Origin of the sequence: Mesorhizobium sp. M1409, assembly GCF_040317535.1 — a bacterium.
Taxonomy (GTDB): Bacteria; Pseudomonadota; Alphaproteobacteria; order Rhizobiales; family Rhizobiaceae; genus Mesorhizobium.
Window position 1 is genome coordinate 1 of sequence record NZ_JAMYKV010000003.1, and the last position, 24236, is coordinate 24236.

Consider the following 24236-nt stretch of genomic DNA (forward strand, 5'->3'; position numbering starts at 1 on the left):
TGCCTAGGGTAAGTCTTTGTCGCAGAAGCATTTTCCCTGATTCGGAGCCCCGATGCACCTCAACTCTGTGAGATATTCGGGCTAGCGCCGGCGGTTTTGCGTTTTGGCGGGGAATTGGGCCTGGCTCGGACAGCCGGCAAAGGCCGTGGATTGGACCAATTCCGTGTTTCTGGACAGGGTGAAGCGCGGCGGCTAAAAGGCCAAGTCTATCTTCTAAAAAGTCTATCTTCTAAAACGCAGAGCCCATTTCCCGCCGGTTTGCCGGCGGCTCTCTCGAAAAGGCAGCATTCATGAGTGGCGTGAACGAAATCCGGTCGACATTTCTCGACTACTTTCGCAAGGAGGGTCACGAGATCGTCGCGTCGAGCCCGCTTGTGCCGCGCAACGACCCGACGCTGATGTTCACCAACGCCGGCATGGTGCAGTTCAAGAACGTCTTCACCGGCCTGGAGAAGCGGCCCTATTCGCGCGCCTCGACCGCCCAGAAGAGCGTTCGTGCCGGCGGCAAGCATAACGACCTCGACAATGTCGGCTATACCGCGCGCCATCTGACCTTCTTCGAGATGCTCGGCAATTTCTCCTTTGGCGACTACTTCAAGGAGCGCGCCATCGAACTAGCCTGGAACCTGATCACCAAGGAATTCGGGCTGAACAAGGACAAGCTGCTGGTCACCGTCTATCACACGGATGACGAGGCAGCCGGCTTCTGGAAGAAGATCGCCGGGTTTTCCGATGACCGCATCATCCGCATCGCGACCTCGGACAATTTCTGGGCGATGGGCGACACCGGACCGTGCGGGCCATGCTCTGAGATCTTCATCGACCGCGGTGAACACATCTGGGGCGGACCTCCCGGCAGCCCTGAGGAGGACGGCGACCGTTTCCTCGAATTCTGGAACCTGGTCTTCATGCAGTATGAACAGGTGACGAAGGAGGAACGCATCGACCTGCCGCGCCCGTCGATCGACACCGGCATGGGCCTGGAGCGCATGGCGTCCGTCCTGCAAGGGGTGGAAAGCGTCTTCGAGACCGATCTGTTCCGTCATCTGATCGAGGCGTCGTCGTCCGCTCTCGGGCATGGGCCCGACAAGGAGACGGTCGCGTCCTTCCGTGTCATTGCCGACCACCTGCGCTCGTCCTCTTTCCTGGTGGCCGACGGCGTGCTGCCGTCGAACGAGGGCCGCGGCTATGTCCTGCGCCGCATCATGCGCCGCGCCATGCGTCATGCGCAGCTGCTCGGTGCCCGCGATCCCCTGATGTGGCGCCTAGTGCCGGCGCTGGTGCGCGAGATGGGCCAGGCCTATCCGGAACTGGTGCGCGGCGAACAGTTGATCACCGAGACGCTGAAGCTCGAGGAGACTAGGTTCCGCAAGACGCTGGTGCGCGGCCTCGGACTGCTTTCGGAGGCGACGGAAACGCTGCGGGCCGGCGATATGCTGGATGGCGAGACGGCCTTCAAGCTCTATGACACGTACGGCTTCCCGCTCGACCTGACGCAAGACGCGCTGCGCCAGCGCAGCATCTCGGTCGATCTTGCCGGCTTTACCAATGCCATGGAGCAGCAGAAGGCCGAGGCGCGCAAGCATTGGGCTGGCTCCGGTGATGCGGCCACCGAGACCGTCTGGTTTTCGGTGCGCGAGAAGGCGGGCGCCACCGAATTCCTCGGCTACGAGACCGAGCAGGCCGAAGGCATCATCCAGGCGCTGGTCAGGGACGGCACGACCATCGACAGCGCCGGCAAGGGCGATGCGGTGGCGATCGTCGTCAACCAGACGCCGTTCTATGCTGAATCCGGCGGCCAGATGGGTGACACCGGTGTCATTTCAGGCGAAGGCTTCTCGATCGAGGTCTCCGATACGCAGAAGAAGGCCGATGGGCTGTTTGTCCATATCGGCAAGGTGGCCAGCGGCACGGTCAAGACTGGCGCGGCGGTCGAGCTGAAGGTCGACCATAACAGGCGCTCCAGACTGCGCGCGAACCATTCCGCGACGCATCTGATCCATGAGGCGCTGCGTGAGGTGCTGGGCAGCCATGTCGCGCAGAAGGGCTCGCTGGTCGCGCCAGAGCGTCTGCGCTTCGACATCTCGCACAACAAGCCCATTTCACCGGAGGATCTCGAAGAGGTCGAGCGCATGGCCAACGAGATCGTCGTGCAGAACGGCCCGGTGAACACGCGCCTGATGTCGGTCGATGACGCCATTGCCGAAGGCGCCATGGCGCTGTTTGGCGAGAAATATGGTGACGAAGTGCGCGTCGTTTCGATGGGCACCGGCGTGCATGGCGCCAAGGCCAACCGGCCCTATTCGGTCGAGCTTTGCGGCGGCACGCATGTCAGGGCGACCGGCGACATCGGTCTGGTGCGTGTCGTGTCGGACAGCGCGGTCGCCGCCGGCGTGCGCCGCATCGAGGCGCTGACAGGCGAGGCCGCGCGCAGGCACCTCGACGAGCAGGACCGGCGTTTGAAAACGGTTGCCGCGACGCTGAAGATCTCGCCGGCCGACGTGCCGGCGCGTGTCGAGGCGCTGCTCGACGAGCGCAAGAAGCTCGAAAAGGAACTGACCGAAGCGCGCAAGAAGCTGGCGCTGGGCGGGGGCGCGGCCCCTGGTGCGCCGGTCGAGAACGAGACGGTGGCCGGTGTCGGCTTCCTGGGCAAGGCAGTCTCCGGGGTCTCGCCGAAGGATCTGAAGCCGCTGGCCGATGCCGGCAAGACTTCGCTCGGCTCCGGCGTCGTCGTCTTCGTCGGCGCCGGCGAGGACAACAAGGCGAGCGTCGTGGTCGCCGTCACCGACGATCTCGTCGGCCGTTTCAGCGCTGTCGATCTGGTGCGCGTGGCCTCCGCCGCGTTGGGCGGGCAGGGCGGCGGCGGTCGGCCCGACATGGCGCAGGCCGGGGGACCGGATGCGTCCAGGGCCAATGATGCGATTGCGGCGGTAAGGGCTGCACTCGAAGCCGCCTAACGGCCAGATCATGGCGGGGAGCCCTATCTTTGGCGGGTAGTGCTGCCCCTCATCTGGCTGCCGCCATCTTCTCCCCGTGAACGGCAGGGCTAACGCATATGGAATTCGTCAGATGTCTGCCCGGCACGGACCCCCACCCCTAACCCCTCCCCACAAGGGGGAGGGAGACTTCCGTTGGCGCTGACCCCGGAGGATCGCCTGTCTTTTCGGCGCCAAGAGGAATTAAAGGCACGCGGCAGCGTTCCCTCCCCCTTGTGGGGAGGGTTAGGGTGGGGGTTCTTCTTCGCAAGAATTCATATGCGATAGCCCTGCCGTGAACGGGGAGAAGGGCGCTTTCGCGCACGATTTCGCTAATTGCCAGTGTTGAAGGGTAGCCGCAGAGATCGCGGCCAGCGCCACATGGGTACGGCGAAACCGAAGATCACTCGGTCTTTTCGGTTCTGACAAAGCTTGGACGAGTTGAAATCCGCTCCCACCAAGCCTGGATCGTCGGAAATTCAGCGAGCAGGCTTTGCCCTTCGGCGACCTTGACGAAATAACCCATGATCGGCGCCGCATGCAGATCGGCCAGGGTCAGCTGGTCGCCCAGCAGCCACGGCCCTGGCGCTTTCAGCGAGGCAAGCGTCTGAAGCGCTTTGCTTGCCTGCGAAAGCCCGCTGGCGATCAGCGCCTCGTCGGGCGCTTCTTTCTCCAGCCGCTCGACGGCGACATCCCAGACCATCGACCTGTAGGCATAGGCGTCGAGCATGCCGATGATCTGGTTCATGGTTGCGCGGCGGCGAGGCTCCCTCGGCTGCAAGCTCGGCCCGTCAAATGATTCGTCTACATATCTGGCGATCGCACTCGTCTCGAAGAGCCGAAAGCCTTCATGCTCGAAGGCCGGGATGCGACCGAAGGGGTGGTGCTCGAAATACCAGGCAGGAATGCCATCAGTGGCAAAGACATCGACCGGCACAAGCTCGTGGTCGACGCCTTTTTCCGCGAGCACGAGGCGGACGATGCGCACATAGACGCTGTAGTCCGCCCCATAGACGATGGGCTTGCTCATGCTAGCCCTCCTGGACCTCGACAGGTCAGGCCATCGCCTTCTGCAGGTTCTCGTCTATCTTGTCTAGGAAACCGGTGGTCGAAAGCCAGGGCTGGTCGGGGCCGATCAGCAGCGACAAGTCCTTGGTCATGAAGCCGGATTCGACGGTCTGGATGCAGACCCGTTCCAGCGTTTCGGAGAAACGCTTCAACTCGGCATTGTCGTCGAGCTTGGCGCGGTGGGCGAGGCCTCGCGTCCAGGCGAAGATCGAGGCGATCGAATTGGTCGAGGTTTCCTCGCCCTTCTGGTGCTGGCGATAGTGGCGGGTGACGGTGCCGTGCGCGGCTTCGGCTTCCACCGTCTTGCCGTCCGGCGTCATCAGCACCGAGGTCATCAGGCCGAGCGAGCCAAAACCCTGCGCAACCGTGTCGGACTGGACGTCGCCGTCATAGTTCTTGCAGGCCCAGACATAGCCGCCCGACCATTTCAGGCTGGAAGCCACCATGTCGTCGATCAGGCGATGCTCGTACCACAGCTTCTTCGACTTGAACTCGGCTTCGAATTCGGCCTCGTAGACCTCCTGGAAAATGTCCTTGAAGCGGCCGTCATAGGCCTTGAGGATGGTGTTCTTGGTCGACAGATAGACCGGATAGTTGCGCAGCAGGCCGTAATTCAGCGAGGCGCGGGCGAATTCGCGGATCGAGTCGTCGAGATTGTACATGGCCATGGCGACACCGGCGCCCGGCGCGTCGTAGACATCGTGCTCGATCACCTTGCCATCCTCGCCGACGAACTTGATCGTCAGCTTGCCCTTGCCGGGAAAGCGGAAATCGGTGGCGCGGTACTGGTCGCCGAAGGCGTGGCGGCCGACGATGATCGGCTTGGTCCAGCCGGGCACGAGCCGCGGCACGTTCTTCATGATGATCGGCTCGCGGAAGATGGTGCCGCCGAGGATGTTGCGGATTGTGCCGTTCGGCGACTTCCACATCTTCTTCAGCTTGAATTCCTCGACGCGCTGCTCGTCGGGGGTGATGGTCGCGCATTTCACGCCGACGCCGTATTTCTTGATGGCGTTGGCCGAATCGATGGTCACCTGGTCATTGGTGGCGTCGCGATGCTCGATACCGAGGTCGTAATATTCGAGCTTCAGGTCGAGGTAGGGGTGGATCAGCTTGTCCTTGATGAACTGCCAGATGATGCGGGTCATCTCGTCGCCGTCGAGTTCGACGACCGGGTTCGCCACCTTTATTTTCGCCATGGAAAAAATGCCTCGTTGCTGGGAAATGGGATGGCCTTGCCCGCATCGCGTTCGGCCGGGGGATGCCGCCCGTATATCAAAGCGTTTTTGACCGCGCAAACGGCTATCGGTCACGAATGTGAGGCACGACCGCCGTCATTTGCGAATGCTTCATTTTCGCGGCCGAATATGGCAGGGACGCTGAAATGCCGCAAACAGCAGTTCATTGACAATCATGCCCATCATCGAAGATCGCGATAATACTGCAGACGCCGGCCCGGCGATCATCCTCGTCGAGCCGCAGCTCGGCGAGAACATCGGCATGGTCGCTCGCGCCATGGCCAATTTCGGTCTGTCGGAGCTGCGTCTCGTCAACCCTCGTGACGGTTGGCCGAGCGAGAAGGCACGCGCGGCGGCCAGTCGCGCCGATCATGTCATCGATGCCGTCACCGTCTTCGACGATCTGGCCTCCGCGCTCGCCGACCTGAACTTTGTTTTCGCCACCACGGCCAGGCAGCGCGACGGCTTCAAAGCCGTGCGCGGGCCGGTGGAAGCGGGCAGGATGCTGCGGGCCCGTCACGCAATGGGCCAGCGCACCGGCATCCTGTTCGGACGCGAACGCTTCGGCCTCTACAATGACGAGGTCGGCCTTGCCGACGAGATCGTGACCTTCCCGGTGGATCCTGATTTCTCCTCGCTCAACATCGCCCAGGCCGCGCTGCTGATGTCCTATGAATGGATGAAGTCAGGCTTGGAAGACGAGACCAAGACCAATTTTTCCGGCCCGAATATGAAGCCGGCGAGCAAGGAAGAACTGCACGGCCTGTTCGCCTATCTCGAAGGCGCCTTGGAAGCGCGCGGCTATTTCCGGCCGGCCCCGAAGAAGCCGAAGATGGTGGACAATCTGCGCGCAGTGCTGACACGTCCCGGATTTGCCGAACCGGAGCTCAAGGTGCTGCGCGGCATCATCTCGTCGCTCGACCGATTTTCGCCGGCGATGCCGCGCGGCGATGGTTCCCCGGGTGACGATCCAAGACGATTGCCCGCGGCCGCCGCGCGCGCCCGCAAGGCGGAAGGCAATCGCCTGGCTGATACCGGCAAGGACGACGACATACCGCCGCTCGGCGGAAAGGGAACCGACAATGACTGAGCGGCCGATCCTGATGTTCGATTCGGGCATAGGCGGGCTCACCGTGCTGCGCGAGGCGCGCGTGCTGATGCCCGATCGCCGCTTCATCTATGTCGCCGACGACGCCGCTTTCCCCTATGGCGCCTGGGAGGAGCCGGCCCTCAACGCCCATATCCTCGGCCTTTTCGGCGCGCTGCTGGAAAAATTCCAGCCCGAGATTTCGGTCATCCCCTGCAACACCGCGTCGACGCTGGTGATCGACGCGCTGCGCGAGAAATTCCCGGGCCATCCCTTTGTCGGGACGGTGCCGGCGATCAAGCCGGCGGCGGAGCGCACGCGCTCCGGGCTGGTCTCGGTGCTGGCGACGCCCGGCACGGTCAAGCGTCAATACACGCGCGACCTGATCAGCAAATGGGCGCAGAAATGCCACGTGCGGCTCGTCGGCTCGGACCGGCTGGCGCCGCTGGCCGAGATTTACATGCGCGAGGGGTTCGTCGACGAGGAGATCGTGCGCCAGGAGATCGCGCCATGCTTTGTCGAGAAGGACGGCGCCCGCACCGATATCGTCGTGCTCGGCTGCACGCACTATCCGTTCCTGGCCAATCGCATGCGCAAGACCGCGCCCTGGCCGGTCGATTGGATCGACCCGGCCGAAGCGATCGCCCGTCGCGCCATGTCGCTGCTTGCACCGGTCGACGGGCCGCTGCCGGTGGGTGAGCCTGACATTGCCGTCTTCACCTCCGGCAAGATGGACTTCGCCACCAGCCGGCTCATGCAGGGCTTTGGCCTGACGGTCGCCTGATATCCGGAACATTGGTTGGCTCGATGCGTTTTCCCCTCAGGCAATGAAGAGAGAAACAGCCATGCCATCCACCTCGAAAGCCCAGCAGAAAGCCGCTGGCGCCGCTCTGTCGGCCAAGCGCGGCGAGACGAAGAAGGGCGAACTCAAAGGCGCTTCCAAGGGAATGTACGAATCGATGAGTGAAAAGCAGCTCGAGGAATTCGCCGAGACGAAGCGCAAGGGCCTGCCGGAAAAGAAATCGAAGCATTGACGTCAGGCACGCCCTTCGCAGGGATGACTAGGACGACAAGGTCGTTCGCGGGAACGCGAGACGGAACCAAAAAAGCCCGCAGCTAAAGCGCGGCCTTTGAAACGTCGGTCGCCTGAGCCGAACCGGAAGCCTAGCCGCAAGCTTGACACCGGCTAAATCTCCGTTTAATCAGCGCGCCAACACCGGGCCGCAACGCCCGGTGGTTTTCTTTATGTGCGCAAGATGCGTGGAAACTCAATTCTACTATCTTGTTTGAACTGACGTGTCCCGTGGGTTTTCCGCCGCGTTGCGTGGGAAAATCCTGTCAGGTCTCGAAAACGGAGGCCAGAGGAGGGCGCGTTTCCTTCACCCGGACCATGAGGTTCCGGGTGTGTTGTTATGAAAAAGGGAATGCGATGAGCAAGCGCGAATCCGCGAAGTACAAGATCGACCGCCGTCTTGGCGAAAATATCTGGGGCCGCCCGAAGTCCCCGGTCAACAAGCGTGAATACGGCCCCGGCCAGCATGGCCAGCGCCGCAAGGGCAAGCTTTCCGATTTCGGCCTGCAGCTGCGCGCCAAGCAGAAGCTGAAGGGTCACTATGGCGACGTTTCGGAAAAGCAGTTCCGCAAGGTCTATGAAGAGGCGGATCGCCGCAAGGGCGACACCTCGGAGAACCTGATCGGCCTGCTCGAGTCGCGTCTCGACGCCGTCGTCTACCGCGCCAAGTTCGTGCCGACCATTTTCGCCGCCCGCCAGTTCGTCAACCACGGCCACGTCAACGTCAACGGCAAGCGCGTCAACATCGGCTCGTACCGCTGCAAGCCGGGCGATGTCGTCGAAGTCCGCGAAAAGTCGAAGCAGCTGGTCATCGTTCTGGAAGCGGTCGGTCTCGCCGAGCGCGACGTGCCGGACTATATCGAAGCCGATCACAACAAGATGGTCGCGACCTTCTCGCGCATCCCCGGCCTGGCGGACGTTCCGTTCGCCGTGCAGATGGAACCGAACCTGGTCGTCGAATTCTATTCGCGCTAAAACGGGCGCGTTTTGCGATACCATTCAAGGCCGCCCATCGAGGCGGCCTTTTCTTTGTCGGCCATGTCCGCTAATTCCGAGCGCAACGAAGCGCCGGACAGTCGTTGCTCCCGGATTTTGGAACTGACGCCATGAACATGCTGCCAGACGCCGAATCGCTTGAACCGGCCAGCGACATCGAGGGCGGCTTCCATCCGCTGTTTGCCGATGTGCCGTCCTCGGTCGAGTTCAACAAATTGCGCAAGCGGCTGCTGCGGCTGACCCGGCAGGCAATCGAGGATTTCTCGATGGTGAAGCCCGGTCAGCGCTGGCTGGTAGCGCTGTCGGGCGGCAAGGATTCCTACGGTCTACTCGCCGTTCTGCTCGACCTCAAATGGCGCGGACTGCTGCCGGTCGATCTTCTGGCCTGCAATCTCGATCAGGGCCAGCCGAATTTCCCCAAACATATCCTGCCGGACTATCTCGACAAATACGGCATTGCGCACCTTATCGAATATCAGGACACCTATTCCGTCGTCACCGACAAGCTGCCCGCGGGCAGCACCTATTGCTCGTTGTGTTCGCGGCTCAGGCGCGGCCATCTCTATCGCATCGCGCGCGAGGAGGGGTGCTCGGCGCTGGTGCTCGGCCATCATCGCGAGGACATTCTCGAGACCTTCTTCATGAACCTGTTCCATGGCGGGCGTCTCGCCGCCATGCCGCCAAAGCTGCTCAACGACGACGGCGACGTCATGGTGTTGCGGCCGTTGAGCTACTGCGCCGAGGTCGACCTCGAAAAATTCGCTGCCGCGATGCAGTTCCCGATCATTCCCTGCGATCTCTGCGGCAGCCAGGAAGGTCTCCAGCGCAACGCCATGAAGGCCATGCTCGGGGATATCGAAAAGCGCATGCCCGGCCGCAAGGACACGATGCTGCGCGCGCTGTCGAACAGCAGGCCATCGCATCTGCTCGACAGAAGGCTGTTCGATTTCGCCGCGCTCAATGAGGCCCTCAGCACAAGGCAAGCCGATGACATTTGACGATAGTGCGATCGACTGGCTCGCTGACCTTCTGTCCGACGCTGCAAAGGCCGAGATCATGCCGCGCTTTCGCAGGCTGGGCGAGGGCGACATCCGGCAGAAGACCTCGGCCGCCGACCTGGTGACGGAAGCCGACGTCAATGCCGAGCGGCTCATCACCGCGCGGCTGCGCGAGCGTTATCCCCAGTCGATGGTCGTCGGCGAGGAGGCCTGTTCCGACAATCCGGCGCTGTTGAATGGGTTGGGTGATGCTGATCTGGCTTTCGTCATCGACCCGGTGGACGGCACTTTCAACTTCGCCTCCGGCGTGCCGCTGTTCGGCGTCATGCTGGCGGTCGTGGTCAAGGGCGAGACTGTTGCCGGCATCATCCACGATCCCGTCGGCAAGGACTGGCTGATCGGCGCCAAGGGCGCCGGCAGTCATATCCGGCATGCGCATGGCGGCATCGAAAGGGTGCATGTCGTGGCACCCGCGCCGATCTCGGAAATGACAGGCTCGGTCTCCTGGCAATATATGCCCGAGCCCGAGCGGTCGCGGCTGGCGCGCAACCAGACGAAGATCCTGTCGCAGTTCGCCTATCGCTGCGCGGCGCACGAATACCGTCTGCTGGCCAGCGGTCATGCCCATTTCGTCGTCTACAACAAGCTGATGCCATGGGACCATCTGGCTGGCGTGCTGATCCATGCCGAGGCTGGAGGCCATGCCGCGCGATTCGACGGCAGCGCCTATCTGCCCTCGCATGTCGGCGGCGGCCTGCTTGTCGCGCCCGATCGCGAAAGCTGGCACGAATTGCGCCGCGAGCTTTGGGCGCAATAGGATCATTTCCTAGCCAGTGCTTTGTATCGGTGGTGGCCAGCGAAAGAGCGATGCAATCTCACGCAGATCCGGAGGCTCTCGAATGAAACCTCGGTTCGCAATTGTCGCGGCGGTTCTTGCCGCCGCCTTGTTTGCCAGCTCCCACGAAGCAAGATCGCAAGAGCGCAGCTGTCGCAGTTCCGATCCCATCGACACGATAAAAGAGATGTCGGACGCTATTTATGCTTGTTGGAAGCCGCCACCCGGAACCGCCGGCATGTCGCTGACGCTGCGGTTCTCGCTTCGCCGCAACGGCACGCTGATTGGCAAGCCTCGCGCCACATATTCCGAGCTGGGGACCGATCCCCAGCTCAGCCGGGCCTTCGTGGCGTCAATCCTCAAGGCACTCGACGAGGCTCTGCCATTGCCTTTTTCGGACAGCATGGGCGGAGCCATCGCGGGGCGTATGCTTGCCCCTCGCTTCACCGCGGCCCTTGAAGGTGCGTCCTGATGCATGTCGCCCAAAAGTGGCCCCGGGACGACGACACGCACAAAAACGACAATTCAGTGCAAATCGGTGATGTGCCCTGAAACGGGTGGGTTCTGCGGCTGGAACATCTTGCCGCGCTCGGCAATGAAAATCATCAGCAGCGCCGCAACCGAGACGCTGCAGAAGCCGGCGGCCAGCGGCGTCACCGTGCCGTTGAAGGCCTGGCCGATCAGCGTGCCGAGAATGCCGCCGAGAAAGGTCTGCATGAAGCCCAGGATGGACGACGCCGTGCCGGCCAGTTGGCCGAGCGGCTCCATGGCCAACGCATTGAAATTCGCGCCGAGCGCGCCGAACGGGAGCATGGCGCAGGCAAAGAAGGTGATGAACAGCCAGAGCGGCATCTTCATTTCCAGCGAAATGACCAGCCAGGCAAGGCTGATGACCAGGAACAGCAGCAGCGCGCTCTGCGACAGGCGGCGCATACCGATACGGCCGACAAGGCGCGAGTTCAGAAAATTGGAGAAAGCAAGCACGCCCGCAACCCCGGCGAAGATGACCGGGAACATCTCGCCGACATTGAATATGTCGACATAGATCTGCTGCGCCGAGGCGATGAAGCCGAACATGGCGCCGAAAATGAAGGTGCTGGCGAAGGCATAGCAGATTGCAATGCGGTTGGTGAGCACGATGCGAAACCCGCCGAGGATGGAGTTGACGGTCAGCGGCCGGCGATGTTCGGGATGCAATGTTTCAGGCAGGCGCAGCAGCGACCAAGCCGAGACAATAAGCGCACCGACGGCCATGGTGACGAAGATCCAGTGCCAGGTCGCAAACAGCATGATGAACTGGCCGATGCCGGGAGCAATGACCGGGATCGCCATGAACACCATGAAGATCAGTGACATCACCTCGGCCATGCGCCGGCCGTCGAACGTATCGCGCACGATCGAGACGGCGATGACGCGGGTCGCTGCCGCACCAATGCCTTGCACGGCCCGGCACAGCAGAAGTGTTTCAAAGCTGGGTGCAACGGCGGCCGCCGCGGCCGCGGCGACATAGACCACCAGCCCGGCGACCAGCGGCGCGCGACGGCCGAAGCGATCCGAGATCGGCCCGAAGAACAGCTGGCCGCCGCCGAAGCCCAGAATATAGGCGGTGATTACATATTGCCGGTGGTTTTCGTTCTCGACGCCGAGCGAGGCGCCGATCTGCTGCAGAGCCGGCAGCATGATGTCGATGGCCAGCGAGTTCAGCGCCATCAGCGCGGCGCACAGCGCGATGAACTCCCAGCGTGGAATGGGCAGTACCGATTGCGGCGCTGATTTTGGCTGGTCCACGGCAAGTCCGATCTTTCAAACGAAAATGCGCCGGCGGGCCGGCGCATTGGCTCGTCTCGGTCCTGCATACAGGACATATGTCGAGGTGGGGTTGCCCTGGCGTTTGGTGCGCGTTGCCTAAAATTGTGTGGCGGTTTTAGGCGGACGACAGGCACGAAAGACAGCGGTCAGGCGGCGCCTTTGACGCCGACGCCCTTTTCGACAAGGAAAGTCTGAAGTTCGCCCGCCTGGAACATCTCGCGGATGATATCGCAGCCGCCGACGAATTCACCCTTGACGTAGAGCTGCGGGATCGTCGGCCAGTTGGAATATTCCTTGATGCCCTGGCGCAGTTCGGCCGAAGTCAGCACGTCGACGCCTTTGTAGTCGGCGCCGATATAGTCGAGGATCTGGACGACCTGGCCGGAAAATCCGCATTGCGGGAAACCGGGCGTGCCCTTCATGAAAAGGACGACGTCGTTGCCCTTCACTTCGTTGTCGATGTAGTCGTTGATACCGCTCATGGAATATCCTTTCCCGCCTGTGGGAGTCAGGCTCGAAACATTTCCCTTCAAATAAACCCAACGATTGCTCGAAACAAGACTTTAGCCGTGCCGTGGCTGAAATGGCGCAAAGGATGGGCTGGGTTGGGCCAAGCGGTTCTCTCGACACTGATTCGCGTCGTTGCGGTTGTTCCGGTGCGGATCAGTCGGGAACGCTGGTCTGTAGCGCCAACGCGTGCAGCACGCCGCCCATATTGCCCTTCAGCGCGTCATAGACCATCTGGTGCTGCTGCACGCGGCTTTTCCCCCGGAAGCTTTCGGCCACCACCTCGGCCGCATAATGGTCACCGTCACCGGCAAGATCGCGAATTGTCACCTTGGCGTCCGGAATGCCTTCCTTGATCAGTTTTTCGATGTCGTGGGCATCCATTGCCATGGCAGAATCCTGTTTCGAGCGGCCGGTAGCCGGCCATGAGACGAGAGTCGGGCGAGCCTAAAGCCTTTCCGGTCCGGATTGAAGCCGTTCTATCCCGCCAAAGGCAAGACGGTCCGAGAACCACAGGGAAGACCTAGGCCGGTGGGCTTGCTTCATCCTCGACAGCGTCCTCGCGTGTCGAGAAGGCGCGGCCAAGGCTGAAGGCCAGCACATAGAGGGGAACGTTGATAACCAGGCTGACAATGGGAAGATAACTCGTCATCTGCCAGAGAGGCGAGAAGAACGGTTGGCCGTAGCCGTCGCAGATCAGCGAGGAGCCGTACTCCCACAGCGCCCCTATGACGGCCGCGCAGGCAAAAAGCTTGATGCAGGTGACGATATGCCTCGCCCGTTCCGGATCCGGGAAAAGGCGGCCCCAAAGCACTAGGCAGATGATCGGGATCGCGTAGATGAGGTTCTGCGTGGCGAGCATCGGGATGGCGCCATTGGCCGCGGCAAGAAACTGCGCGCGCGTTTCCAGCTGGGGGCAAACCTCGCTTGAGGTCGTCGACAGCAGGAAAAAGACGAACGGCCCAAGGAACCAGAAGAAGAACAGCGACGGCCAGAAGACGACTGCAAGCAGCGCCCGGGCAGCCAGTCCGGTCAACTGGCCTGGTCCATGAAGCGCGGGAACCAGCCTTCGTGGGCCCCGGTCAATTCGCTGACCGGGATTGCCCGCGCCTCGCCAAGCTTCAGTACACTGCCGCCGGTCGAGCCGATCCACGGCGCGAAAATGCCGAGTTCGCTCTGCTGCTTGCGGATGGCGTCCCATTCTTCGCCATGCGGGTCGATCGACAGCGTCAGCAGATAACGGCCCTGATCCTCACCGAACCAGACCGGGATCGGATCGGTGCCGACAAGTCCTGGGACAGTGGCGCCGATGCCGGACGCCATCGCCATTTCGGCCAAAGCCACCGCGATGCCGCCATCGGACACATCATGGGCCGCCGTGACGATGCCGGACGCGATGAGCGCGCGCACATGGTCACCGACGCGCTTTTCATGATCGAGGTCGACCGGCGGCGGCGGGCCATCCGTGCGGCCGTGGATGTCCCTGAAATAGACCGACTGGCCAAGATGCGTTCCCCAGGAGGCCGGCGCGCCGACCAGCAGGATCATCTGGCCTTGCGCGGCAAAGCCGGTCCGCACCATCTTAGACCAGTCGGCGATCAGACCGACGCCGCCGATGGTCGGTGTCGGCAGAATGCCCTGGCCGTTGGTCTCGTTGTAGAGCGAGACGTTGCCGGAGACGATCGGGAAGCCGAGCGCGCGGCAGGCCTCGCCGATGCCTTTCACCGCGCCGACCAATTGCCCCATGATCTCGGGCCGTTCCGGATTGCCGAAATTGAGATTGTCGGTGGCGGCCAGTGGCAAGGCGCCGGTGGCGGTCAAATTGCGCCAGCATTCGGCCACCGCTTGCTTGCCGCCCTCATAGGGGTCGGCCTCGCAATAGCGCGGCGTCACGTCGGACGAGAAAGCGAGCGCCTTGGTGGGATGGCCTTCGACGCGAACCACACCGGCATCGCCGCCGGGAAGCTGCAGCGAATTGCCCTGGATCAGCGTGTCGTATTGCTCCCAGACCCAGCGGCGCGAGGAAAGATCCGGTCCGCCGAGCAGCTTCAGGAGCGCATCGGCAACATCGGCCTGCGGGACGTCATTGGCGGCCAGCGGCGCCGGCTTCTTCGGCTCGACCCATGGCCGGTCATATTCCGGTGCCTTGTCGCCGAGATCCTTGATCGGCAGGTCGGCGACCTCGTCGCCCTGGTGCAGGACGCGGAAGCGCAGATCGTCGGTGGTCTTGCCGACGATGGCGAAGTCGAGCCCCCATTTGTGGAAGATCGCCTCGGCTTCCTTTTCCTTCTCGGGGCGCAGCACCATCAGCATGCGCTCCTGGCTTTCCGAAAGCATCATTTCATAGGCGCTCATGCGCTCCTCGCGCACCGGCACCTTGTCGAGATCGAGCTCGATGCCGAGACCGCCCTTGGCGCCCATCTCGACCGCCGAGCAGGTGAGGCCGGCCGCACCCATGTCCTGGATGGCGATGACGGCGCCCGAGGCCATCAGTTCGAGGCACGCTTCCAGCAGGCACTTTTCGGTGAAAGGGTCGCCGACCTGCACGGTCGGGCGCTTCTCGTCGATCTTGTCGTCGAATTCAGCCGACGCCATCGTGGCGCCGCCGACGCCGTCGCGGCCGGTCTTGGCGCCGAGATAGACGACCGGCAGGCCGACGCCCTTGGCTTCCGACAGGAAGATGGCGTCTGTCTTGGCTATGCCGGCCGCGAAAGCGTTGACCAGGATGTTGCCGTTGTAGCGGGCGTCGAAATTGACCTCGCCGCCGACCGTCGGCACGCCGAAGGCGTTGCCATAGCCGCCGACGCCGGAAACCACGCCGCTGACCAGATGCCGCGTTTTGGGATGGTCAGGCGCGCCGAAGCGCAGTGCATTCATCGCCGCGATCGGTCGCGCGCCCATGGTGAACACGTCGCGCAATATGCCGCCGACGCCGGTCGCCGCACCCTGGTAGGGCTCGATATAGGACGGGTGGTTGTGGCTCTCCATCTTGAAGACGACGCAGTCGCCGTCGCCGATGTCGACCACGCCGGCATTCTCGCCCGGACCCTGGATCACCTGCGGGCCGGTGGTCGGCAGCGTGCGCAGCCACTTCTTCGAGGATTTGTAGGAGCAGTGCTCGTTCCACATCGCCGAGAAGATGCCAAGTTCGGTAAAGCTCGGCTCGCGGCCAACGAGGTCGAGGATGCGCTGATACTCGTCGGGCTTCAGCCCGTGCGCGGCGATGAGCTCGGGGGTGATCGGCACGGAATTGGAAATGGTCATGGGCGGCGATTTTTATCCGGGGCGCGTTGGGATTTTGAGTCCCGTCTTATCGCAAGCTTGGGAGCCAATACACCCATCGGATGCTGAAAAACAACGGAAAGCTACAAGGCGATGACGGGTGCGACGAGATCGCGGCTTTGGTCCGGCCATCGATCCGCGCGTAGCGGCAGTCGTGGGGGAACGTTGTATCTGTTCGCGAGATGCTTCTTCACCGCCATTGGGGAACGGGATGACATCCCGGCCGTTAGGTCTCCAACCAATCAGGAGATTTGGACCATGGCCACCAAGCAAGGCAAGAAAGACAATCGCCTCTCGGACAAGGAGGCTATGCATATCGCGGAGACCACCGACGTTTCGCCTGGGCAGGCCAAGGAGCTGGCCGAGAAGCACGGGAAAGACAAGGCCGAGAAGGAAGCCAAGAACTTCAAGGCAGAGGGCTGATCCTGAGAGCTAGGTTTTACGGGCTGCTCTGCGCCAAGCCGGCGCTTCAGAAATGAAGGGCGCGTCAGTCGCGAGCTGGCTCAGGAGAAGCTGTCGTAGCCGGCACGGCCTTCCTCGAGAAGTCGCCGTATCACCGCAACGCCTTCGGCGATGTCCTTGCGCTGCCGTGGTTGCGAAACGCCGAAGCGAACGCCATGGAAAACCTGCTCGGAACGGCCGGCCTTGAACTCGTCCTCGTCGTCGATCAGCACGTCATGCTCAAGGCAGGCGTTCTTGAAGGTGCCGGAGAGCCAGGGGTCGGGCAGGGTCAGCCAGACAAAGGGCACCCTGTCATGTGACTTGAACGCGAAGCCCGCCAAAGTCTCGCGCACGATCGCTATGCGGGCTCGGATTTCGGCGATGCTGCGCCCGCGTATCTCGTCCGCCCGGCCCGACAGCACCAGCCTTGTATTCACCTCCGCCAGCAGGAAGGGCATGCCGCCGGTCATCATCTTGTGGGCGACGCGGATGCGGTGACGATAGGCAGGCGGGCAGGAAAGCCAGCCGCCGCGCACACCCGCCGCGACCGACTTCGACAGACCACCGGCGACGATGGTGCGTTCAGGGGCATATTCGGCCAGCAACGGTGTCGGATCGTCGGTCAAATTGCCGTAGAGATCGTCCTCGATGAGGACGACATTGTATTCGCGTGCGACACGCGCGATTGCTTCGCGGCGCGCCGCCGACAAGGTCACCAGCGTCGGGTTTTGCGCCGTCGGCATCAGGAAGATCATCCTGGGATGCTTTTGCGCGCAGACGCGCTCGAAATCCTGCGGGTCGAGGCCCTCGTCGTCAGACGCCACCAGCGCGGTGCGCCGGCCGATCAGCCCGGCGCTACGGGAAATCTGCGAGTAGGTGAGGTGCTCGAAGGCGACATAATCGCCGGGCGTGGTCAGCGCTGCGATTGCCGCCATCACCGCGGCGTGGGTGCCGAGCGTGGGGACGATGGCGTCGGCATTTGGGCGAAACGAATTGCGCGACAGCCAGCGGGCGCCGGCTTCGTACCAGCGGTCGGGGAAATCTCGCGTGTAGCTTGAAATCTCATGCGGATGGTCCTGTGCCGTGCGCGACAGGACATCGGCGATATCAGCGCCCTGACCGACGTCTGCCGCTGCCGTGCTGTCGAAACGCAGTTTGCCGCGCGGTGCATCGATATGGCGAGTGCCTTCGCCGCCGGCGTCCGGCGCCGGAAAATTCGGCTTCGCGCCATCGGCGCGCTGGCCGAGAACATAGGTTCCACGCCCGACTTCGCCGCTCACCAGCCCGCGCTCGCGCAGCAATTGATAGGCCCGGCCGACCGTGCCGACGGTGGTGCCGATGTCGTAGGCGAGGTCGCGTTGCGGCGGCAGCTTTGCTCCGGCATCGATCACGCCCCGATCGATATCCGTTTCGATCGAATCCGCCAGGCGCTGATAAAGCGGGCCGGAGCCGGCGGTGAGATCTGGAAGCCAATTTGTCATGGTGACAATTTTGTATATTGCGCCGAATTATGAGTCAATACATATCAGTATTGCGTCAAAAACGGGTGCAATTTGGAATTCCGGTAGAGAGAAAATGAATACAATCGCTACAATCCGTCATTCGAGAGCCGAATCGTCAGGCCAATCGGCACGCCCATCGGGCCAAAGCGGTTTTGTCAGCCGTCTGGTGCGCGTGGTCAGGTCGCTGGCAAAATCGATCGATCATCTGCTGGAGCGTCGGCGCAGCAGGTTGGCGCTGCTGGAAATGACCGATGACCAACTCAAGGATATCGGCGTCTCGCGCTGCGATGCCCACCGCGAGAGTATCAGGCCGTTCTGGGACTGACCCGGTTTTTGGGGAAGACCATGGTCCAAAAAGGAAATGCGGACCGATCGAAGATCCGCATAGCCCTAACGGACGCTCGATGCCCTGGTGCGCGCAACGCCATGATCCGCAAGGATGGCGACCACGCCCAGCACGATAAAAAGTCCGGTGATGGCCGCCGCTGAGATGGCGACGCTGGCCGCGCCGTTCTTGGCGACGTCTAGGAACGGGTAGGGCACCTCGCCGGCAAGCGGCGCCCGCGCCAGCGCATAGATCAGATAGGCGACGGGATAGAGCACCCACCAGGAAATGTCGCTCCACCGCGTCCGACCGTCGGCGCCTGATATCAGCCACCACAGCACGAACAGCACCGGCGTCACATAATGCAGCAGGACGTCGGAGAACAGGAACAGTCCTCGCGGCTGCCAAAGCTGTGCCAGAACCGTGGCGTAGATGATGAAGACCAGCGCGATCGAAACGGCAACGCCAGCCCGCATCCGCGTCCCGGCGAAGGCCGGCAGCCATGCATAGCCGGTGGACGACAGCAGCGAGGTGTACACCAGCACGGCGCCGATGTTGGTCAGGATGGTGAAGAAGCTGAGAACGAAAATGATGGAGCCGAGCAGGCCGCGGCCTGCTTCCATCGACGCCGGAATGCTGATGCAGAACTGCAGGATGAGCCCGGCCAGGCCAATGACCAGACCCGCTATCCGCAGAAAGCGGCCCATGGCTAGGCGGTCGCGGCGCAGGCCGGATTGCCGGCTTGCCAGCGGGCGATGTCCGAGCCGATGCGGGCGCCGAGCGGATCGTTCATCAGCGGCCCGAACACGTCGACGCGGCTTGAATTGCCTTGCGCCTGTACGACCAGCAACGGTTTGCCGCCATAGTGCTTGGCCGGCACCAGCAGGAAACGCGGCGTGCCGCTGAACGAATTCAGTTCATTGGCCATCTGATACTGCTTGAAGGCCGGGTCCTTGCTGGCGATCCAGCATTTATGGGCTGATATCGCCACTTGTTCCATGGCCAGCAACGCCGCACTTTTGCCTGACGGGACCGGCGTGCTTTTCGGGGTCGATTGGCAGGATGCCAGCGCGAAACCCGCGGCGGCAACCAGCGCCATCGTCTTGTTCCTGGTCAAGCGGCCCCCATCTCAAGCTCGGACAGAAAGTTCTCTAGGCCGTCGGTCATCTCGCCCCAGACCCGCGACAATGCCGGATGCTGCGAGGCGATCTGCTCATAGGCGTCGAATTTGGGATAGAAGTCGAGCAGGTCGTGGCGTCCTGTCATGGCGCGGAAATTGTTGAAGATGAACCGCGTCGGCGTCACCCAGGCGTCGGCGAAACTGATGTCGTCACCGAGCGCGAAGGGCCCTTGCGCCATGCGCTCCTCGATCGCCGCCAGTCCATGGTGCAAGCGGACGAACTGGGCGTCGATCTCGGCACTGTTTCGCTTCGGCATGGAATGAAGCTCGAAAAGCTTCATCATCGGGGTCAGCACATCGAGATCGGTGATGCGGGCGAACATGCGCACCAGCGCGCGGTCCTTGGAGTCCGGCGGCAGCAGCGCCGGTTCCGGAAATCGCTCTTCGAGATACTCGGCGATGACCACCGATTCGACGATCGTTTCGCCAGAGCCGGTGATCAGCACCGGAATCCGGTTCATCGGCGAGATGGCGCGAAATTGTTCCGGGATGGGAAAGCCGGGCGGTGGCGCGATGATCTTGAGCGGCACGTCCTTGATGTAGGCCAGCGCCCGCACGATCGACGAATAGGGCGACAACGGCCGCGAATAGAGTTTCATGACCGTTTTTCTCCCCCATAAAGCGGACTTGCCCCGACAAAGAGACAGGAATGTCCGGCTGTTTTCAAGACGCTCGCCTAGATGATTTCAGGCGGCAATGCCAAGCGCACTTTCGAACAGTCCACGGCCGTCGGTACCGCCATGGGCTGCTTCGATCAGGTTTTCCGGGTGCGGCATCAGGCCGAGCACATTGCCGCGGTCGTTGATGATGCCGGCAATGTCGTTGATCGAGCCGTTGGGATTGGTGCCGTCCGCATAGCGGAACACCACCTGGCCTTCGCCTTCGAGACGGGCAAGCGTGTCGGCGTCGGCGAAATAATTGCCGTCATGATGCGCAACCGGCGTGCGGATGATCTGGCCTGGCTGGTAGCGGCGGGTGAACATGGTGTTGGCGTTGGTGATCTCAAGCTTCACTTGCCGGCAGACGAATTTCAGCGAGGTGTTGCGCATCAAGGCGCCCGGCAGCAGGCCGGCCTCGACCAGGATCTGGAAACCGTTGCAGACGCCGATGACCGTCACGCCCGCAGCTGCCTTTTCGGCGACCGCCCGCATGACCGGCATGCGCGCCGCGATCGCGCCGCAGCGCAGATAATCGCCGAAGGAAAAGCCGCCCGGAATGGCGATCAGGTCGACATCCGGGATTTCGGTATCGGTCTGCCAGACAGTGACCGGCGGCTTTCCGGAAATCTTGGTCAGCGCCGCGATCATGTCGCGGTCTCGGTTGAGGCCAGGCAGGAGGACGACGGCTGATTTCATTTGGGTTCGTAAGGCCTCTGTGCTTCGGCGAGTTCTCGCAGATCAAGACGTCTATCTATGCGTTCAAGGCGCTCATCCTGACGGGCGAGAATGCCATAGACGTTATGGATATCGCTTTGCGTGGCCACCATGTGGCCCCGCATCACATTCAATTCCCGTTTCGTCTCGGAAACGTCCTGACGAAGCTCACCGATGTCGTGATGCACACGCTTGAGAAGCTCGAACATCAATTCATTCGTGACTTCCGCCATAGCGCCTCCGGTACAACCTCAGGTAATGGCTACACTATAGTTCTCAATCACCGTGTTCGCCAACAGCTTGTCGCACATCGCCTTGAGATCCGCCTCGGCCTTGGCCTTATCGCTTTCCGCCAGTTCGACGTCGAACACCTTGCCCTGCCGCACCGCGCCGACACCGCCGAAGCCCAATCCGGACAGGGCATGTTCGATCGCCTTGCCTTGCGGGTCGAGCACGCCGTTCTTGAGGGTGACGGTAATGCGGGCCTTGATCACGCTGGACATGCTCCTGTTCGAATGTCGGTCTTAGTGCGGCTTGCCTTTGATGCCTTCGGTCGAGGCGACGAGCACCGGGCCGGTCGGGCGCGGCGGCTCGTTCTCGTTCATGATACCGAGGCGACGGGCAACTTCCTGATAGGCTTCGACGAGGCCGCCCATGTCGCGGCGGAAGCGGTCCTTGTCGAGCTTGTCATGTGTCGCCACGTCCCACAGGCGGCAGGAATCCGGCGAAATCTCGTCGGCGACGACGATGCGCATCATGTCGCCCTCGAACAGGCGGCCGCATTCGATCTTGAAGTCGACGAGCTGGATGCCGACGCCCATGAACAGGCCGGAGAGGAAGTCGTTGACGCGGATGGCCAGCGCCATGACGTCGTCGATCTCCTGCGGGCTCGCCCAGCCGAACGCGGTGATGTGCTCTTCCGACACCATCGGATCGTCGAGCGCGTCTGCCTTGTAGTAGAATTCGATGATCGAACGCGGCAAAACGGTGCCTTCCTCGATGCCGAGGCGCTTGGACAGCGAACCGGCGGCGACATTGCGCACGACGATTTCGAGCGGAATGATCTCGACTTCCTTGATCAGCTGCTCGCGCATATTGAGCCGGCGGATGAAGTGGGTCGGGATGCCCATGCGGTTGAGGTGGTTGAAGATGTGTTCGGAAATACGGTTGTTGAGCACACCCTTGCCGTCGACGACTTCATGCTTCTTCTTGTTGAACGCGGTTGCGTCGTCCTTGAAGAACTGGATGAGCGTACCCGGCTCGGGTCCCTCATAGAGGATCTTGGCCTTGCCTTCATAAATGCGGCGGCGATTTTTCATCTGATTTTTTCTCTGGGGTTCCGGACAGGCGGTATCAGACCATTTCCTGTCCGTCTGCCTGAAATAGTGCGGCTACGGTAGGGTTCAATGCCGGGTCTATCCCAATCGCAACATTTGCTCAATCGGCAAATCCTTCCAATCAACCGCTTTCGGGACTGAAATGCCGCAGCGCAGCATGCAACGAAGCGTATTGACCGGCCCGCGACCTTTTGGTTTGTGCTTTAGCAACACACATATCCACCGCCAACGAATCGAATTTGACCCGGAGGGACGCCATGAGCAGCATGAAAGACCGCGAAGAGGGCTTTGAGCGCAAGTTTGCTTTCGACGAGGAACTTCGGTTCAAGGCCGCGGCGCGTCGCAACAAGGCGCTCGGCCTGTGGGCCGCCGAAAAGCTCGGAAAGTCCGGCACCGACGCCGACGCCTATGCCAGGGAAGTGGTTGTTTCCGACATCGAGGAAGCCGGCGACCACGACGTGTTCCGCAAGATCCGCAAGGATTTCGATGCGGCCGGCGTAGACCAGTCGGACCATCAGATCCGCCGCACCATGGACGAGTTGATGGCGCAGGCGATCGAGGAGATCAAGAACACCTGATCCGGCCGAAGCAGGTTCCGCAAAAGTGTCCTACGGTTTTGCGACGAAGACCCTGCGACAGACCAAAGAATGACTGGACCAATCGACCGCCCGGTCTATCCGGGCGGTTTTTCTTTGCCTTTGCCGCGGTTTCCGGCTGAAACTGCCGACATTAACAAGGAAGCGATCAGATGTCCCTGAAGTCTCGTCTTGCGGCCGATGAAACGCTGTTCACCGCATGGTCCGGCGTGCCGGATGCCCTGACCGTCGAAATCGTCGCCAAGCAGGGTTTTGATGCGGTCACGCTCGACATGCAGCATGGCGGCCATCACGAGGACAGCGTGCTGCGTGGGCTGGTGCCGGTGCTCGCTGCCGGCAAGCCGGCGCTGGTGCGCATTCCCGTCGGCCGTTTCGACATGGCAAGCCGCGCGCTCGATTTTGGCGCCGAGGCGGTCATCGCGCCGATGGTCAATTCGGTGGCTGACGCCAAACTGTTCGCCGCCGCCATGAAATACCCGCCGCTCGGCGAGCGTTCCTGGGGCCCAACCTACGCTTTTCCACGCCACGGCAAGGGCGACCAGGCGGAATGGCTGCGCGACAGCAACCAGCGCACAATGGCCTTCGCCATGGTCGAGACGCGCGCCGCCCTCGATGCGCTCGATGGCATTCTCGACACGCCCGGCATCGACGGTATTTTCCTCGGCCCGTCGGATTTCTCGATCGCCTGGAGCAATGGCTCCACGGTCGATTCGACGCTGGAAAGCATGATGGAGACAGTGGCGTCGGTCGCCGAGCGCACCCGCAAGGCCGGCAAACATGCGGCGATCTATGTTGTCGACCCGGCAATTGCAGGCCGTGTCGTGTCGATGGGCTACCGCCTGCTGGCCATAGGTTCGGAACACGCGCTGATTGGGCTCGGTGCAAAAGCCCTGATCAACAGCGTCAGGGATTCGATCGGCTCCTGAGGAAGTTCAGGCCTTCAGGTCCGTCAGGAATTTGGCGAAGGTCATCGAGCCTTCGGGCCACGGACCAAAGCCCGAATCCGCGTTGAGGTGACCCGTCTCGCCGGCATCGACGAACAGCGAACCCCATGCTCGGGCAATGTCCTCGGCGACATCGAAGGCGCAGAACGGATCGTTGCGGCTGGCGATCACGATGGACGGAAAGGGCAGCGGCTCGCGCGGGTAGGGGCCGAAGGTCATCAGGTGCCTCGGCCTGATCTCGGGATTGGCGACATCGGGCGGCGCCACGAAGAAGGCCCCGGCGACCTGCTTGCGGAACCGCGGGATGGCTTGCACCGCCGTGGCGACGCCGAGCGAGTGCGCCACCAGCACGACCGGCCTCTCGGCCTCGTTGACCGCCTTGGCAACATTGTCCGTCCAGTCGTCGCGCACCGGCTTCGACCACTCCGCCTGCTCAACCCTGCGCGCCGTCGACAGCTTCGACTGCCAGCGGCTCTGCCAATGGTCGGGGCCGGAATTGGTGTAGCCCGGCACGATGAGAATATCTGCTTCCTTGACTTTCATGGCGCTGAGATAGCGAGCCGCGTCGCTTCGTGCAACGGGTCATGAACAGCGCTCTTGATCATAATAGTGAACACGATGTTCGCTTCTTCGCGTCTTGTGTGAACGATGCCGATGGACGATCTGTGGTC

General features: G+C 62.2%; 28 protein-coding genes. 12 read left to right on the forward strand and 16 right to left on the reverse strand.

The genetic code is table 11. The features are described from left to right. The first annotated feature begins 290 nt into the window (after positions 1–290). Positions 291–2957, forward strand: coding sequence for an alanine--tRNA ligase (gene alaS / locus NKG99_RS02935; protein WP_352863978.1), 2667 nt, complete (start codon positions 291–293; stop codon positions 2955–2957). 421 nt (positions 2958–3378) lie between these two features. On the opposite strand, the gene NKG99_RS02940 is transcribed toward alaS, so the two are convergent. Beyond that, positions 3379–4005, reverse strand: coding sequence for a glutathione S-transferase family protein (locus NKG99_RS02940; protein WP_352863980.1), 627 nt, complete (start codon positions 4003–4005; stop codon positions 3379–3381). A 25-nt stretch (positions 4006–4030) separates the two neighbouring features. Next, positions 4031–5242 (reverse strand): NADP-dependent isocitrate dehydrogenase, encoded by a 1212-nt coding sequence (locus tag NKG99_RS02945; RefSeq protein ID WP_352863982.1) that lies wholly within the window; start codon positions 5240–5242, stop codon positions 4031–4033. A 214-nt stretch (positions 5243–5456) separates the two neighbouring features. Here NKG99_RS02945 and NKG99_RS02950 point away from each other — a divergent pair, with 214 nt between their 5' ends. From NKG99_RS02950 to NKG99_RS02980, 7 genes are all read left to right on the forward strand, one after another. Then, on the forward strand, positions 5457–6371 hold the full coding sequence (locus NKG99_RS02950) for an RNA methyltransferase (RefSeq protein ID WP_352863983.1): 915 nt from the start codon (positions 5457–5459) through the stop codon (positions 6369–6371). Beyond that, positions 6364–7152 carry a glutamate racemase gene (gene murI, locus NKG99_RS02955; protein ID WP_352863984.1) on the forward strand — a complete coding sequence of 263 codons (789 nt, stop codon included), beginning with the start codon at positions 6364–6366 and terminating at the stop codon, positions 7150–7152. Before NKG99_RS02950 ends, murI begins: the two co-directional genes overlap by 8 nt. A gap of 61 nt (positions 7153–7213) precedes the next feature. Next, positions 7214–7402, forward strand: a complete 189-nt coding sequence (locus NKG99_RS02960) for a DUF3008 family protein (protein ID WP_352863986.1) — start codon at positions 7214–7216, stop codon at positions 7400–7402. A 395-nt stretch (positions 7403–7797) separates the two neighbouring features. Continuing rightward, positions 7798–8415, forward strand: coding sequence for a 30S ribosomal protein S4 (rpsD, locus tag NKG99_RS02965; protein ID WP_023759539.1), 618 nt, complete (start codon positions 7798–7800; stop codon positions 8413–8415). Positions 8416–8546: 131 nt separating this feature from the next. Then, entirely contained in the window at positions 8547–9434 is an 888-nt protein-coding gene (ttcA, locus tag NKG99_RS02970; RefSeq protein ID WP_352863988.1) for a tRNA 2-thiocytidine(32) synthetase TtcA, read from the forward strand. Next, on the forward strand, positions 9424–10251 hold the full coding sequence (locus NKG99_RS02975; protein ID WP_352863990.1) for an inositol monophosphatase family protein: 828 nt from the start codon (positions 9424–9426) through the stop codon (positions 10249–10251). Before ttcA ends, NKG99_RS02975 begins: the two co-directional genes overlap by 11 nt. A gap of 82 nt (positions 10252–10333) precedes the next feature. Continuing rightward, positions 10334–10741, forward strand: a complete 408-nt coding sequence (locus tag NKG99_RS02980; RefSeq protein ID WP_352863992.1) for a UCP034077 family protein — start codon at positions 10334–10336, stop codon at positions 10739–10741. 53 nt (positions 10742–10794) lie between these two features. Here NKG99_RS02980 and NKG99_RS02985 read toward each other — a convergent pair whose 3' ends face one another. The 5 genes from NKG99_RS02985 to purL all read right to left on the reverse strand — a co-directional run bounded on the left by NKG99_RS02985 (position 10795) and on the right by purL (position 15849). Next, positions 10795–12057, reverse strand: coding sequence for a multidrug effflux MFS transporter (locus tag NKG99_RS02985; protein WP_352863993.1), 1263 nt, complete (start codon positions 12055–12057; stop codon positions 10795–10797). A gap of 167 nt (positions 12058–12224) precedes the next feature. Next, on the reverse strand, positions 12225–12560 hold the full coding sequence (grxD, locus tag NKG99_RS02990) for a Grx4 family monothiol glutaredoxin (protein WP_095085430.1): 336 nt from the start codon (positions 12558–12560) through the stop codon (positions 12225–12227). Positions 12561–12741: 181 nt separating this feature from the next. Next, positions 12742–12975, reverse strand: a complete 234-nt coding sequence (locus NKG99_RS02995) for a BolA/IbaG family iron-sulfur metabolism protein (protein ID WP_006206026.1) — start codon at positions 12973–12975, stop codon at positions 12742–12744. A gap of 133 nt (positions 12976–13108) precedes the next feature. Next, entirely contained in the window at positions 13109–13621 is a 513-nt protein-coding gene (locus tag NKG99_RS03000; protein ID WP_352863996.1) for a hypothetical protein, read from the reverse strand. Beyond that, complete coding sequence (purL, locus tag NKG99_RS03005; protein ID WP_352863998.1) at positions 13618–15849, reverse strand: phosphoribosylformylglycinamidine synthase subunit PurL; 2232 nt, start codon at positions 15847–15849, stop codon at positions 13618–13620. Before purL ends, NKG99_RS03000 begins: the two co-directional genes overlap by 4 nt. 276 nt (positions 15850–16125) lie before the next feature. On the opposite strand from purL, the gene NKG99_RS03010 reads away from it, so the two are divergent. Next, on the forward strand, positions 16126–16290 hold the full coding sequence (locus NKG99_RS03010) for a hypothetical protein (RefSeq protein ID WP_168991916.1): 165 nt from the start codon (positions 16126–16128) through the stop codon (positions 16288–16290). 80 nt (positions 16291–16370) lie between these two features. Here NKG99_RS03010 and NKG99_RS03015 read toward each other — a convergent pair whose 3' ends face one another. Further along, positions 16371–17789, reverse strand: coding sequence for an aminotransferase-like domain-containing protein (locus tag NKG99_RS03015; protein WP_352864001.1), 1419 nt, complete (start codon positions 17787–17789; stop codon positions 16371–16373). 94 nt (positions 17790–17883) lie between these two features. Here NKG99_RS03015 and NKG99_RS03020 point away from each other — a divergent pair, with 94 nt between their 5' ends. Then, positions 17884–18135, forward strand: coding sequence for a DUF1127 domain-containing protein (locus tag NKG99_RS03020; RefSeq protein WP_352864641.1), 252 nt, complete (start codon positions 17884–17886; stop codon positions 18133–18135). Positions 18136–18200: 65 nt separating this feature from the next. Here the strand turns inward: NKG99_RS03020 and NKG99_RS03025 are convergent, their stop codons facing one another. From NKG99_RS03025 to purC, 7 genes are all read right to left on the reverse strand, one after another. Next, positions 18201–18842 carry a Pr6Pr family membrane protein gene (locus tag NKG99_RS03025; RefSeq protein ID WP_352864003.1) on the reverse strand — a complete coding sequence of 214 codons (642 nt, stop codon included), beginning with the start codon at positions 18840–18842 and terminating at the stop codon, positions 18201–18203. Between the two features lie 2 nt (positions 18843–18844). Beyond that, positions 18845–19234, reverse strand: coding sequence for a hypothetical protein (locus tag NKG99_RS03030; protein WP_502910904.1), 390 nt, complete (start codon positions 19232–19234; stop codon positions 18845–18847). 14 nt (positions 19235–19248) lie between these two features. Next, a complete protein-coding gene (locus NKG99_RS03035; RefSeq protein ID WP_352864006.1) occupies positions 19249–19914 on the reverse strand; it encodes a glutathione S-transferase family protein in 666 nt (221 codons plus the stop codon). An 87-nt stretch (positions 19915–20001) separates the two neighbouring features. After that, the gene (gene purQ / locus NKG99_RS03040) at positions 20002–20670 is read right to left on the reverse strand and encodes a phosphoribosylformylglycinamidine synthase subunit PurQ (protein ID WP_352629143.1); all 669 of its coding nucleotides are present in this window, start codon (positions 20668–20670) and stop codon (positions 20002–20004) included. Further along, the gene (locus NKG99_RS03045) at positions 20667–20921 is read right to left on the reverse strand and encodes a hypothetical protein (protein ID WP_352864008.1); all 255 of its coding nucleotides are present in this window, start codon (positions 20919–20921) and stop codon (positions 20667–20669) included. Before NKG99_RS03045 ends, purQ begins: the two co-directional genes overlap by 4 nt. A gap of 18 nt (positions 20922–20939) precedes the next feature. Continuing rightward, positions 20940–21182, reverse strand: a complete 243-nt coding sequence (gene purS, locus NKG99_RS03050; protein WP_023759521.1) for a phosphoribosylformylglycinamidine synthase subunit PurS — start codon at positions 21180–21182, stop codon at positions 20940–20942. A gap of 30 nt (positions 21183–21212) precedes the next feature. Continuing rightward, positions 21213–22007, reverse strand: coding sequence for a phosphoribosylaminoimidazolesuccinocarboxamide synthase (purC, locus tag NKG99_RS03055; RefSeq protein ID WP_352864010.1), 795 nt, complete (start codon positions 22005–22007; stop codon positions 21213–21215). Positions 22008–22282: 275 nt separating this feature from the next. On the opposite strand from purC, the gene NKG99_RS03060 reads away from it, so the two are divergent. Both NKG99_RS03060 and NKG99_RS03065 read left to right on the forward strand, forming a co-directional pair. Then, the gene (locus NKG99_RS03060; protein ID WP_352864012.1) at positions 22283–22603 is read left to right on the forward strand and encodes a DUF1476 domain-containing protein; all 321 of its coding nucleotides are present in this window, start codon (positions 22283–22285) and stop codon (positions 22601–22603) included. A 170-nt stretch (positions 22604–22773) separates the two neighbouring features. Further along, the gene (locus tag NKG99_RS03065) at positions 22774–23547 is read left to right on the forward strand and encodes an HpcH/HpaI aldolase family protein (protein WP_352864014.1); all 774 of its coding nucleotides are present in this window, start codon (positions 22774–22776) and stop codon (positions 23545–23547) included. Positions 23548–23553: 6 nt separating this feature from the next. Here NKG99_RS03065 and NKG99_RS03070 read toward each other — a convergent pair whose 3' ends face one another. After that, positions 23554–24108: an RBBP9/YdeN family alpha/beta hydrolase gene (locus NKG99_RS03070; protein WP_352864016.1), complete on the reverse strand. Its 555-nt coding sequence runs from the start codon at positions 24106–24108 to the stop codon at positions 23554–23556. Positions 24109–24236: the final 128 nt, after the last annotated feature.